Below are 13,849 nucleotides of genomic sequence, written 5' to 3' on the forward strand. Positions count from 1 at the left end.
TGTTTCATTTTGGCAAATATGCAGAAGGGAGATATAAACGGTGTAACAGCCACCCACTACAATATCATCGAATACGTTTACCGGCACGACAAGTGCACGGGCAAACAGGCGGCAAAGGCGTTCAGCATAAGTCCCCCCGCTATCTCCAGGCAGCTTAAATTTCTTGTTGGAAACGGCTTCATTGAACAGGAACAGTCCCAGGAAGACCGGCGAATCTTTTACCTCCGTGTAACCAGCAAGGGCAGGTTCATTGTCGACAATTCAGAAAATTTTAGGGAAACGGTTGCGCAAAAGGTTTCTAAAACGCTCACAAAAGCTGAACTGAAGACCCTGACCTTGCTGCTGGCAAAAGTCATGCATAATATAGATGATACCGCTTCGGAAAAGTAGTTCCTTATAGCTGGTCAATTGCTTCCGGATGCGGCGCAGGCTGCTGAGGCTCCTAACGGAATACTTCCTTCGGGGGCGGCCGTCTTAAAATTTTCCGGATAAACGGTGCGATGCTGGTCTCGATAACATACCTGGCTATGAATACTCCCTGTTTCAATTTGTTTTTGCCAAACATGGCCAACATATTCCCTAATGCATTAGGCTGGTGCATCCATTTTGTATTGAACAACGTCCCCTGGCCTATTTTGGCGAACCGACCCAACATCTGCTTTTCATAGTAACCAATGGCTTGTTTGACATTGCTGAATGCCGGGTTGGTAAGCGCTTCGGCGAGCTGTAACGCATCCAGCATAGCCATGTTCACTCCTTCGCCCGCAAAAGGTGGCATCCAGTGAGCGGCATCCCCCAATAAGGTGATATTGGCATTGGCCTCCCACTTTTGATCCAGGGGCATGCAATATTGCGGCCGCGGAATAAAGATGGTATCGGGGCTTTCAAATAGCTCGCACCAAACGGGGCTCCACTCAGCAAACTCCTTCCTGAACCAGGTGAGCACCTGGCGATGATCTTTAAAGTCGATACCATTTTCCTTTGCCCAATGTTCATCAGATTTAAAACTGGCCATAAATCCAAAACTACCATCGCCTTTGGAACTGACGATCAGTGTTTTTTCATTTCCATAACCAAATAACTTTCCTCCCTTTAATAATTCGCAGATAACAGGAGCTGTTTTGGCGCCGTCTTTCAACGCCCCTTCCAGCATGGTAATGCCCGTCCAGTAAGGTTTAATGGAGGTAACAAAGGGCCTGATTTTAGAGTTGGCTCCATCGGCCCCAATGATCAGGTCAGCCGACGTGGTATGCCCATTTTGAAAAACTATTTTCCAGTTGTCTTGTGTCTGTTCAATCGATAAAACGTGGCTATCCCACACAACGGTATCTGGCTCCAGCGAATTCAAAAGCAATTGTCTTAAGGGGCCCCTGTCGATCTCCGGCCGATGGTTTTTATCACCGAAATCTCCTTTTTTGCCTTCGGCGTGTTCATCAAAATGAATGTTTAGCTGGTCATCTACCACCCGCATTAATCCCGCTGCCGGCCGATAATTCGCTTTAAAGGCATCCATTAACCCGGCCTGTGCCAGCGCCGCCAAACCCGATTCTGTATGCAGGTCCAACGCACCACCTTGCACCCTGACATCCTTATTAATATCCCGTTCATATACTTTTACATGGGCGCCTTTTAGCTGTAAAAGTCTTGCTAAGGTTAAACCACCAGGGCCACCGCCGATGATAGCTATCTTTTTGTCATCAATCTTCATGGCCACAAAATTACTATCACAATGCGTCTGATAATAGTATAAATCGGCCGTTCTGATTTTTTGCCAGTTCTTTCGGGACTACTCCGGAAAACCTTTTGATTTCTTTAATAAAATGAGTTTGGTCGGCGAAGTTTAACTCGGGGAAAAGCCTTCCCTCTTTAATCTGCTGCAGCGACGCTTTGAATCGAAAAATATTGCAGTAGGCTTTTAATGAAATCCCAAACTGCGCATTAAAATACCGGTTGATCTGCCTGCTGCTCCAGGCTACCTGATCCGACAGCTCCTGCACGGTGAGCGTACCATTGGAAGCATAAATCAGGTCAAATAATTCTTTTTTACGGTTATCGATACCGGGCTTGATCCTGTCAAGCATGGTAGCTGAAATCTTTTCACAAAACCTTTCAAAATCCTCCAGGTCAGGAGGTACTATATTCCAAAATCCAGCTGGTAGCCGCTCCCCTTCATTTAAGACAGCTGCCACTTTATTATCGAGTAAATACTCGATGGCAAGTAATTTAAAGCTAACCGCAAACATGGTCACGCGCCCCGGGATGACTCCCTGATGAGGATGGGTATCCAGGCCCCGGAGTGTAGCATGAAAAGGCTCATTAGCAGCAGCAGAAAAAATAATATCGAACCGCCCGTCGGGCAGCAAGATAATGTCCTTGTTTTCTGCTGAATCATTCCGGATCATCCAAAAGCTTTCAACAAAATCTGTAAGGGCCTTAACGGGTTGTATACTTTTTAGTTCCATGCCACTTCATTATAAATAATACTAAACGTTCATTTGCCGGCAAAAAAGCCTACGGGTAATATCACCTGGCGTCATCGCCTGAATGACCGGCAATCCCAATTGATCTTTGGGTTGGTCAGCCCAGGCATATCATACCACGTACACTGCTGCGTTATCCCTCTCTGAATTGTGTAGGTGTAAGGCCTGCCTGTGCTTTAAAGAAGTTGGAAAAATAGGCGTGGTCAACAAAACCGAGTTCAAACGCAATTTCTTTTATAGAGAGACCGGTAGTCTGCAGCAACCGTTTGGCTTCCAACAGCACCCGCTGCTGTATTAACTTGGTAGCCGATACATCGAGATGAGCTTTACAAAGAATATTTAAATAATTGGCGGAGATGTGCAGCTTTGCAGCATAGAAACCCACCAGTTTTTCCTGCTTGTAAAATTTATTAATCAGCATATTGAATTGCGCCAACCTCGGGTTACATTGGAACACTTTCAAACCGGTAAAAATATGCTCTGCTTCCTTGCTCACAACCGCAGCAATCACCGCTGCCCGGGCACTGATCACCTCTTGTACGGAGTTGGTCGAATTCAGCTCATCCCGGATGGCACCAAATTCATACTTCAGCAATTTGAAACTTTCGCTGGTCAACGGAATCACCGGGTGATTCATATAATTCGAAAACGAAAAACGGAAGAAAGAAGCGAAACGCTCAAAAAAATTTTGCTGTATCATCAGCTGGTAACCTGTTGTACCGGGCTTAATGCTCCAGGTATGTACCTGGCCGGGAAACAGTATATGAATTTGCTTATTCCCGATTGGATAGTCGTGGAAATCGATGGTATGCACACCTTTGGCTGACTCAAACAAATTGATGATAAAAAAGTCATGCTTATGCGGCTTGTCGATATGACGTTCACCATGCAGTTCATTGAAGAGGAATTCCTCCCTTCCAGCCAGCTGGCCTTTCCTGAATTCATGGATACCTAAGACAGGGATATAGCCTGTATTGTCATAAATCTTCATATCAGCAGATTAAGTCGGGAGTTCAACTTCTAAAATATGGAAATTTATGGCAAAAACATGCATTTATCAGAATACAATATTTCCTTTATGCACGAGGGATTTAACGGGTGAAATCCTTGCCACTACTTCAGCAGAGCAGGTGGCTTCCATGAATACCAGGTTAGCATCATCACCCGTCTTAGGCCACTGCTGGTTCCCTTTATCATCCAGTGGAAGTACATACCTGGTGGCAAAGCCCAGTGCCCTGGAGAGCGCCCATTCGGAACTATAACCGTAAAGGCCTGCAATGAGTTTCGCTTTTTGAAGCATATGCCCCGGACCAAAAGTACTCCAGTGATCCTGGATATTATCATTCCCCACCAGCACTTCCACTCCATGTTTCCTGAGCAGCGGAATAGGCATAATAGTGTTGCCGAAAGGCACCGAGGAAACAATACCCACACCGGCTTCTGCCAGGCGGGCGGCCATGCGCTCTGTTTCCAATGCGGAAAGATGCCCCAGTGCAAAAGCGTGGCTTACAAAGCTTTTGCCACGAAGCACCGGGTTTTCATTTGCTTTGTTGATCAGGTATTCGATGGTTTTCACACCGGTTTCTCCCACTTCATGCAAATGAATATCAATACCCTTATGATGATCGATAGCCAGTTGCGTAATCAGTTCCATTGGCTTTTCTATACTGCCATCAATGGAATAGGGATCAACGCCACCGATGAAATCAATATTCATTTTCACTACTTCTTTCAGCAACGGCGCCGTCTTGGTATAAAACAGCCCATGCTGGGGAAACGCCACCAGTTCCGCACCGACCGTTTTTTCCTTATTCTTCAGCGCTATTTCCAGGTGCTTCAAGGAGTCAAAACCGGAAGTGGGATCGATGTTGAAATGAGAGCGGATAAAGTGCGTACCGTTTGACTGCAGGAAGTCAACCAACTTTTCTGTTCGCTCTATAGAAGTTTTCAGCCATTCGGGAATCATTTTCTGCTCATAGGCAATCTGATCTTTCACGGTTTTTCTTTTGGCTGACACCGCCTGCCATGGCAGTCCGTAAAGCATCTTATCCAAATGGGCGTGCATATCCTTAAATGCAGGAAGCATCAGCCAACCTTTCGCATCTATGGCGTCCCTGCCACGATCGTTGGGGGAGATTGCTGTAATCTTACCGTCAGCCATCTCAACACAGAAAAGTGCAGTCTTTGTTTTTACCGCCTCATCGCCTTCGTATTCAAAACCCGTTTCCAACAATACATTCTTAAATATATAGCGACGCTCATTTGCTATTCTATCCATTTGATTCATTTTTATTCCCGGATTATGGTGGCAAAGTAAGTGGTAAATAGCTCCGGAACGTTGTATTATCTATCCGGATACTTGAAAGATTTATAACTACTCATGAATTATTGATAAATCTTTCAAGGGATATCATGAATCCTTCACAGCTTAAACAATCATGAAAGTTAATTTTGTATAAAAATGACTGGGACTATGAAGAAAACCGAAATATCCCGCAAGGAATTTATCAGAATGTCTGGGCTAGGACTGGCAGGCGTGGCTTTTGCGTCCGGCTTACTGGGCGCTGCCGAAGCCGTTGCCGGTGAAGCGACCCGCGGGAAAGGCTACCTGCTAAAGAATGTGCGACTGGAAACAGGATTTGTTTATGAAGAAGGGGAAGTAGTCCACACAACGACCGAATTATTCTGTGTTGAAATCAAAGACGGAAAGATTAAAAGCATTTCTGCTAATAAACCAAGTGCCACCAGTGCTATCGACGCAAAGGGCTGGCTGATGCTCCCGGCTTTCAGGGATATGCATATTCACCTCGACAAAACCTTCTACGGCGGTCCCTGGCAGGCTACCAGGAGAGGCCCGGGCGGGGTGAAAGGCATGATTGCCCTGGAACAGAAAATTCTGCCCGAGATGCTGAAGACCTCTACTCAGCGGGCGGAAAAGCTGGTGGAACTGTTGCAGTCTAAAGGGACCAACTTTGCCAGGAGCCATGTCAATATTGAACCTACTTCAAAACTCCAATCGCTCCATAACCTACTGAAGGCCCTGGAAAACAAAAAACATTCCTTTGACGCCGAACTGGTAGCATTCCCCCAGCACGGCGTATTCTATACCGACTCCGTCCCCTATCTCCAGGAAGCAGCAAAGATGGACATCGATTTCATCGGCGGCCTTGACCCCTACACCATTGATGGCGCTATTGAAAAAACGATAGATTTCACCGTACAACTGGCGCTGGACAATAAAAAAGGGATCGATATCCATCTGCATGAATCAGGAGAATCCGGATTAAAAACTGTAGAATACCTGATTAAGAAAGTAAACGAAAATCCCTCCCTTCAGCATAAAACATTCCTTAGCCACTGCTTTGTACTGGCTAAGCTCGACAAAGTGAAGCAGGAGGAAATTGCGGAGCAACTGGGCGCCGCAGGGATTGGGATCATTTCTACCATTCCATTCGGCGGGCTTATTATGCCTATACCTGCACTCTACAAGCACAACGTAACTGTGATGACCGGAAACGACAGCATCATTGATCATTGGAGCACGTTTGGGTCAGGAAGCGTACTGGAAAAGGCCCATACCATGGCCCAGTTATATGGTTACTCCTCCGAGTTCCTGTTATCGAGGAGTCTTAAACTGGCTACGGGAAACGTACTCCCGCTTGATGATAAAGGCGTGCAGCAATGGCCCAAAGCCGGCGATACTGCGGATGTGGTACTGGTAGATGCCAGCTGTTCTGCAGAAGCAGTAGCAAGAATATCTGCTGTAAAATCGCTGATTAATAAAGGACAAATCGTATACTAGTTACACTGTGTTGAGGCTGCGTGGAAGGGCGGGAGTAATTTCCCGCCTTTATTTTTGCTACAAATCCATAAAAAACTGGACCCACGCCGATGTTAAACCAAATTGCTTCAGCATGTCAGCAGTTTTAATATTGAAATCTTTGTTGTTGACCAATGTACTTTTCCCCGGCGCGGGAACCTTCCAGCTCCCTGGTTCAGTGCCCATATTGACAACGCTTTGGGCGAATATGGTTATGTGCTGGTGCGGTATCGCCACTCCCAAAATCATTCCCGGCAAGCCGTTGAATGACTCCGGACCACCGCGGGTAGGGATTTCATCGGTATAGAAAGCAACGATATAGATAGAATCAAACAAGAGTGCATTCGCGCGGTGGCATTCATAACCGGCAATCTCCCGGGTTTCTTCCGTTAATTTCCATTTAAGTTTCTTTGCGCTATCTTTAATAAAATAGACATGCTCAAAAGCCTCTTTTTCTGTAAGTACCGCACCAGTTGAAAAATTGCTATATACTTTATTCTTGTAGGCCACTGGTATCTTGAAGGTTTCGGAATAGCTCATATCGGGGTTAGCGGGCTGATAAAGACTTTGCTCGCCGTTAAAATAAAGCTCGAAACTATCGGCCCAAAACTGGGGCGCCGTATTGCGGTAGTCCTTCATGAAGGTAATCAACTGATCATCCGTCACCGTCCGGGTTTCTCTAAGGAAAATGGGCATAGCTGCGAATGTATTGACTCTCCGCTCAAACTTTATTTTCCCGCTGTTGATAAACATCGCCCGCTGTGCCGTAGCTGGCCGGAAGCAGTTCATCAGTGCCATAATCGCAAAAATGTGAATGCTCTTTCTCACTGTTTAATACTATTAAATTTTGTAAAATTCCAGGTAGCACCGATCATAAAATAACGCCGGATGGTAGTGTAAATGTTTTCTGAGAAAAATGTGTTGGTGGCCGTGCGGGCATAACCATTATTCTGGTTCAGGATATCATTACAGGAAATTTTTATCATTAGCTGGTCTTTACTCAAAAAGGAATGCCCTATCCACGCATTCCAGATGGTACGTTTAAAATTATCGTTGAAGGTTTGTGTTTTCTGCTGCCATTGGTAGTCAACATCTGTATGAAACTGGAACTTCTTCAAAAAATAAATATCTACTGACGGGTTCAGCGCATAAAAGAAATAGTTGTTCTTCGAATCCGGTTGCAGGGAGGAAGTATTTCTTGTATACCCTCCGCTGCCCATCAGGTAAAAGCTGTATTGCCGGGGCCTTGATTTAAACAGCTCCGTTGTTAGCGTATACGTATTATAATTCAGTTGGTTAACCACACCATTGATGGGACTAAATGATTTTCCACCATTCAATCCCAGTCCTAACCCAGCCTGCAGATCAATCAGCCTGATCTTCTTCGAGTAATAGGTATTTATATGATAATTCCGGTTAGCATATCCATTCATGTTTACATACTGGTATGTATACGCACCCGCGGGATCTACAGTGATAGCCTGGGTAATCGGGTCGTTCACCAACGTATAACCCGCTGTTATCCCATAATATACCTGCGCCGCTATTTTGGCGGCATTGAACCTGGCTGAGAAATCATTGGTAAAACTATTCTTCAGATCTGTATTCATCAGCAAGGTGGTAAGCTGGCTATTGTCGAAATTAAACGGCAATAGCTGCGAGCGCCCGGGATTGTTATCGCTCCCGTTGTAGCTGAAGTTCAATGACTGATAATTGCTGAACTTATAGTCAAAATTCAAGTTGGGGTTTAGGTTTACAAATTGCTTGTTCACTTTTACGGCACTGTAAACGCTTTCAGTATTCAGCTGCACAAATTTAACATTGTTCCCCACCTTTAGTATTATCTTTTTTGCGGCATAATTCAGTGTCAGGCCACCCTGATTTCCCCAGGAAGTGGTATTTATTTTACTACTAAAGGCGGTATCAATTACTTTGATGTCCTGGAGATTATAGGAACGCTTGTCATCGTGTGATGATTCATTATCCAGCTCATAGTTTACCATCATTGACCATCTCTTTGAGAGCGGCGCTGTATATATCACATTGAAGTGCAGGAGCCGCCAGTCGTCATTCATCTTCCTGCGCAAATGCAGCAATGACGTACTATCCACATGATCTTTATCGTTATAAAACGTGCTATTCGAAACACTTTCGCCATTCGTGGCATCATTTGAAAAGTTGTTATTCCAGTATATGGATATCGTGCGTCCTTTCTTTTTCAGCCGCTTTTCCCACGACAAATTGATATTATAGGTATTGAAGTCGTATTTATTGGCGCTGGACTTCTGGTTATCATAAATCAGGCTGGAATCGCCACGCCTGTTCTGTGAGGTACTATTATTCGAACTTTCGTTACGGTAGCGTGTTCCATCAGTATACACTGTAAAAGTGGCCGTGGAATCATACTTATAAATATACTTTGCATTCAGTTTATGGTCGGTACTATTATTTTCAAAGTGGCTATTGGTATTGCTTAAAATAACGCCGGACGGAAGGTTATTTTGCGACGTAGTGGTTTCCGATCCTACTACATCCTGCAGGTAGAATTTATAATTACCATTGAAAGATGTCTTATCGGCGGCCCATTTGCTATCATAGTGAAATCCACCTGAGGTAATGGTGGGCAATCCTTTACCGGAATAATTACCGTTCCCTTCATCATCGGATCCTACCTTTCCTCTATCGGCCGATCCCAGCCCGGCTCTTCCAATGTTGCCCGTGGTAGCATATGCCGACATCCGTCTTTTACCCTTAAAGAAGTTAATCATTGCCTGGGCGCTGTATCGTTCATCGGTACCAACACCTGCATCTATTTTTCCGAATACCCCATGGTTTTTATCTTCTTTGACTTTCAGGTTGATGGTTTTGTCTTTCACCCCATCTTCTATACCGGTAAAGGTGGCGGCGTCCGACTTTTTATCATATACCTGCACCTTGTCGATCATGTCGGCCCGCAGGTTGCGCGTGACCAGGGTGGGATCGTCACTAAAAAATTCTTCTCCATCTACCAGCACTTTTTTTACCTTTTGCCCCTGTGCCGTAATATTACCAAATTGATCTACCTGCAATCCCGGCAGCTGTCGTAGCAGTTCTTCCACGGAAGCATTGGGCTGCACTTTAAAACTGCCGGCATTATACTCGGTAGTATCGCCATTGATCCTGATGGTAGCCACCTGTGATTTCACGATAACTTCCTTCAATAGTTTACTTTTCGGGATAAGATAAACATTGTTCAGCGCCATTGTTTTGCCGGCAGCGTCTTTCATATTCACCCGGTGAGAATAGCTGGCGTACTTAGGATAAGAAAAGTATAACACATAGCTGGCGGTATCAGCAAGCTGTTGAAAGCTGAACGCGCCTTCCTTTCCTGCCCTTGTGCTGGCGATGATAAATGAATCCTTGGCTTGCAACAGTACCACTACGGCATTTTCCAGCGGCGCTTGCAGGCTGCTGTCTGCCACGGTTCCCTTGATCGTACTATTTTGGGCGTTGGCTTTATAATGGAATAAAATAATCAGCAGAAATATCAGGCTCAGGGCATTTTTCATCATTGAACGATGGAGTTTAAATGTAGGCTAAGCAACAAATGGTCTTTTTGACAACCTGTTTTTTAATAGTTATGAAATGCTTTCATCTCTTCATTATATACATAGGGTCGGCCGTAAGATTTATCATGTTGCTTTATTTCCGCATTGAGCACCCGATAAATAGCATTTGCCGGTACTCCGGAAAATACAATCATTTTTTTAATTTTCTGTTTTTTTAGTTTAACGGGATCATCTTTCAATGTTTGGATAATGCCCGTGGGTACCCAATCTTTCCGGGTATTATCCCAGTAAACTACCTGGCATTTCTTCTTGTACCGTGCCGGCGGTAATTTGGCAATGTCCAATACGAAGTCGGCCAATGAGTCTTTATTTTCCCGGAAATACTGGATATGGCCGCTCTCCGTCACCAGAAAAGGTGTCCCAACAGTGCGAGTGTTTTCCTCCTTTCCATCCAGCACCACGATGGGCGCATATAGTGCGGGGTTGGCAATATCTCTGAAGATAATGCTATCACCGTTCCTGGTTGTTTTTATTTGCAATGGCTTCCAGTATTTGCCATTGAGTACCCCCAGGAATATTTTATCATGTTCGCCTTCCGGCACTTTCATCGCATAGTCGATAGTCGATACATATTCCCTGGTAATGTCATGATAACTTTGAAAATTCTGGCCTTCATTCAGGATGGTATGCCCATCTATACGATAGCTGTACCGGTAGGCTTTGGCCAGCCGCATATTTTGAAAGAGCAGGGAATCCCTTACAGGCTTATCATAAATGGCATTCATCGGTACAAACTTACCGGTGGTATCCAGTACCGCCAGCCAGGAATGCCCGCCAAAGTTGCCGTTGGCCCAGTAAAAGGTAAACTCTGTCGACATAGGAATACCGATAGCGCGGAGCCAGTAGCCTACGATCATATTTAAATCTTCACAACGGCCGCCTCTCGTTACACGCAGCTGGTCCATCGTAAATGTGCCGGGAAAATAGTTGATAGCGTCATGGATATACCCATAAAATTTTCCGAGGCTATCGTTCACCACACCTGCAATTTTAATCCGGTCGGTGCTGCCACCTGCTTTCTTGAAAATCCATTCGCTGTGCTCCCAGCACCATTTCCGCCAGTGCTGCAAAGGTTCATTTTGTACCCGGTGGGGCAAAACCAATTCCCTGAACTCGTCGAAGGTGAGCGATTGCGCCCAGGGCAGTTGCCATGCTTTAAAAGCATAGTCAATATCCTCTATCAGCAGGCTGGCGCTGATGGTGCGGCTATCTGCCAGGAAAATAGGGTTCACAAATTTAATGGGGCCGCATTGCAGCGAATCTTCTATTCTTCTCTTGATTTTATTGACGCTATCGATCCCGATCGTATCACCTGTAAACAGCTCTCCTTTAAAAAGTCCGCAGTTGGTGATAGGTGAATACCGCATGGTACCTTTACCGGGCATGTTTTCCACCAGGAATATAGCCGCTGCCAGCTTCAGTGAATCACCGGGACTTTGTGAATAATGCGCGATCACTTTCTTTAGTTCCGCCGCATTGATACCGGCATAATCCAGGGCGGGCTTCAATTTAACGGCCATCGTGTCTTCCCGGGTACCACAAGCGTAAAGAAAAACGGGTAACAGTATATAAAGGAGTTTCCTTTTCATGAGGTTGAATTTAAAAGACGACACCGCCGGCCGCTATTTCAGCAGCGATAAACGATCAAAACTTTCCACCAAACGGGTAACTATCGGATCCGGAATTTAAACTGGCCGACGCCCAGGACTCCATCGCCAGTCACGCCTTCCGCTATCCCCATAAACTGGCGGGCTACGTCGGAACAAAAGAACTGGACAGTGGCTTCTCCATTTTTATCTGTGACTATCACGGGTTTCCACAACAAGGTATTCCTGGTATCAATGCCTGGGTTACTGTCTTTGTCATAATCCGGTTCGTAAAATTCACGGCTCTGGTAGTAGCCTTTTACAATGGCCATTTTAGTTACTTTCAGCAATTCGGCTTCCGTATACTTGGGATAGTGATACACCACGTCTTTGTGATTATCTTTCGTTAAGATTACCCGATGATGCGCCCTGACATCCGGAGAAAAAACATGATAAGTTTTCCCTTCCACTGGCTTTATATTTGTGCGACCATCAGGACAATTCAACCAACCGCATTCTCCAACATAATCGGTATTACCTTCATATTTGGCAATGCTATCCAGGTAACCGAGGTATTTATCCGTGTATACAGGACTCTTGCCGGAAATTGTGACTTCTTTCAATGTTTTTCCATACGGAATGTATGCAGTGTCTACCTGCACCTTTCCCGCCAGGGGAACAGTATCCGGTAATATATAAGTAGCGGGATGAGCAGTGGTGGCTTTCCGGATGGCTTCAAACGGATCTTCTACACGTATACTGTATGTATTCTCCGAAAAGTACTTGATAAAAAAGCGTGGGCCAATCGCGAGGTTAGCCGGCGTCAGGTAAAACTTGCCGGCATTATCTACCGCAGCAAACTGGCTCGTGGTTTTATTATAATTATACAACATGAGGGATACCTGTCTTTTTTCCTTTCCGGCTTTTCTATCCGGAGTTATCCAGGCTTGTAACGTATCCGATAAACATGCTGTTAATGCCTTGTGCTCAGCCATAACTTCTTTACTCCAGGTATAACTGCGCCACCCTTGTGTCAGCAGCAGCAGATCTAATGCCGCCTTGCGATCGGCATGAGTACTATCGAAATAATAGGCAGGATTATATATCTTTCCCCGTACTTGTGTTGATAGATAGTAATAGCTGAGGATATTACCAGTATTCTCCGCACTATGGAACAGGTTATCGTATACACATAAACTAAATACGGCGGGTACCGGCGTGCCGTTGTCATCAGTTGTCTTAATTTTTAAAGCCACCTTCTCCTTCGGCGCATACTCATCCTTCACCTGGCTAAAGCTGATGTGAAACCGCTGCTCCGGATGCAGGTATACCAGCCGCTCTGCCATGGGACGCTGTTGTGCATCGAAAAGTGTCACCTCTCCAATACCCAGAGGTGCATTTTGAATAGGAATTTTTACTTCCAGACTGTCGCTTACTTCACCGGCAGCAATAGACTCAACAGCCCCCCTGATCTGCAACCGCAGGTAAAATTTCTGTTGCTGCTGCATATTATGCGCCATGACTTTAAACACCAGGCTATCTCCTTCATTCTTCAGTAAACGCATACACAAGCCACCTTCCAATGCCGCGGGCACCGGGTACAGGCTGTCTTTGTTATTATCGAGTTTCACGCGATACGTAGCGCCATTCTCGGGCACAAACGCGAAGCTGCCCATGCCTGCATGAACGCTGCTGAAATTCAGCACCGGCGTATCTCCTTTTAACAATGTTCCTTTCGCTTCCGCCGGCAGTCCGTCTTTATTAACTGCCTTAAAGGCTACGCGGTTCAACACACCGGCCAGTAAGTGGCCACCTTCCGGAAAAACCCGGAACTGAACGGCTTCAGATGGTAGTACCTTGTTTTGCAGTTGCCGGATTTTGCGGGCTCTGATCTCCTGTGGTTCGTTAAACACCCGGATCCGGGCAACAGCATAATAATAAGGCTGACCGGAAAAATAAGAATGTGCAGTAAATCCCTTCAGCAGGTATTCGCCGTTAGGCAAGGCTGCAGGCAGGTACACATGGCCATAGGATACCCCGTTCAGAACTGGGTACATTTCTTCCCACAACACACTGTCGGCTCCGACTTTCTGCAACTGCAGGTAAAGTGTGTTATCGAGCGCCGATAACGTAAAATCGACCGCATTCAATACAAATGCATTGAACCAAAGATCTTCCCCGCTGATATAAATATCCTTGCTGGTCCGCAGGTAAAGAGAAGTCTGCATCACCTGCCTTACGGAATCGAGTTGACCCGCCAGCTTATCTATATCTCCCCTGTTCCCCTGGGAAAAGGATGCATTGGAAACCACCAATAACGTAAGGGCCAGGCATACCAGGTATCTAATCATAGGG

General features: G+C 45.5%; 10 protein-coding genes. 2 read left to right on the forward strand and 8 right to left on the reverse strand.

Annotation, left to right across the window (positions count from 1 at the left end):
- Positions 1-18 precede the first annotated feature (18 nt).
- On the forward strand, positions 19-390 hold the full coding sequence (locus HGH90_RS05960; RefSeq protein ID WP_211093153.1) for a MarR family winged helix-turn-helix transcriptional regulator: 372 nt from the start codon (positions 19-21) through the stop codon (positions 388-390).
- Positions 391-442: 52 nt separating this feature from the next.
- Here the strand turns inward: HGH90_RS05960 and HGH90_RS05965 are convergent, their stop codons facing one another.
- The 4 genes from HGH90_RS05965 to HGH90_RS05980 form a co-directional block, all read right to left on the reverse strand.
- Positions 443-1,708 carry an FAD-dependent oxidoreductase gene (locus tag HGH90_RS05965; RefSeq protein WP_169190630.1) on the reverse strand — a complete coding sequence of 422 codons (1,266 nt, stop codon included), beginning with the start codon at positions 1,706-1,708 and terminating at the stop codon, positions 443-445.
- Between the two features lie 16 nt (positions 1,709-1,724).
- Positions 1,725-2,462, reverse strand: coding sequence for a helix-turn-helix domain-containing protein (locus HGH90_RS05970; protein WP_168767590.1), 738 nt, complete (start codon positions 2,460-2,462; stop codon positions 1,725-1,727).
- 151 nt (positions 2,463-2,613) lie between these two features.
- The gene (locus HGH90_RS05975) at positions 2,614-3,471 is read right to left on the reverse strand and encodes an AraC family transcriptional regulator (protein WP_169190631.1); all 858 of its coding nucleotides are present in this window, start codon (positions 3,469-3,471) and stop codon (positions 2,614-2,616) included.
- A gap of 66 nt (positions 3,472-3,537) precedes the next feature.
- Positions 3,538-4,758, reverse strand: a complete 1,221-nt coding sequence (locus HGH90_RS05980) for an amidohydrolase (protein WP_248276967.1) — start codon at positions 4,756-4,758, stop codon at positions 3,538-3,540.
- 195 nt (positions 4,759-4,953) lie between these two features.
- Between HGH90_RS05980 and HGH90_RS05985 the strand changes: the two genes are divergently transcribed.
- The gene (locus HGH90_RS05985; RefSeq protein ID WP_169190633.1) at positions 4,954-6,282 is read left to right on the forward strand and encodes an amidohydrolase; all 1,329 of its coding nucleotides are present in this window, start codon (positions 4,954-4,956) and stop codon (positions 6,280-6,282) included.
- A gap of 57 nt (positions 6,283-6,339) precedes the next feature.
- Here HGH90_RS05985 and HGH90_RS05990 read toward each other — a convergent pair whose 3' ends face one another.
- The 4 genes from HGH90_RS05990 to HGH90_RS06005 all read right to left on the reverse strand — a co-directional run bounded on the left by HGH90_RS05990 (position 6,340) and on the right by HGH90_RS06005 (position 13,845).
- Entirely contained in the window at positions 6,340-7,098 is a 759-nt protein-coding gene (locus tag HGH90_RS05990) for a GLPGLI family protein (protein WP_317166132.1), read from the reverse strand.
- Positions 7,099-7,124: 26 nt separating this feature from the next.
- Entirely contained in the window at positions 7,125-9,851 is a 2,727-nt protein-coding gene (locus tag HGH90_RS05995; RefSeq protein WP_169190634.1) for a TonB-dependent receptor, read from the reverse strand.
- Positions 9,852-9,910: 59 nt separating this feature from the next.
- Positions 9,911-11,497, reverse strand: a complete 1,587-nt coding sequence (locus HGH90_RS06000) for a transglutaminase domain-containing protein (protein WP_169190635.1) — start codon at positions 11,495-11,497, stop codon at positions 9,911-9,913.
- Positions 11,498-11,577: 80 nt separating this feature from the next.
- Positions 11,578-13,845 (reverse strand): hypothetical protein, encoded by a 2,268-nt coding sequence (locus tag HGH90_RS06005; protein WP_169190636.1) that lies wholly within the window; start codon positions 13,843-13,845, stop codon positions 11,578-11,580.
- Between the last annotated feature and the right edge of the window lie 4 nt (positions 13,846-13,849).

The organism is Chitinophaga sp. Ak27 (assembly GCF_012726295.1).
In the GTDB taxonomy this organism is placed as follows: domain Bacteria; phylum Bacteroidota; class Bacteroidia; order Chitinophagales; family Chitinophagaceae; genus Chitinophaga.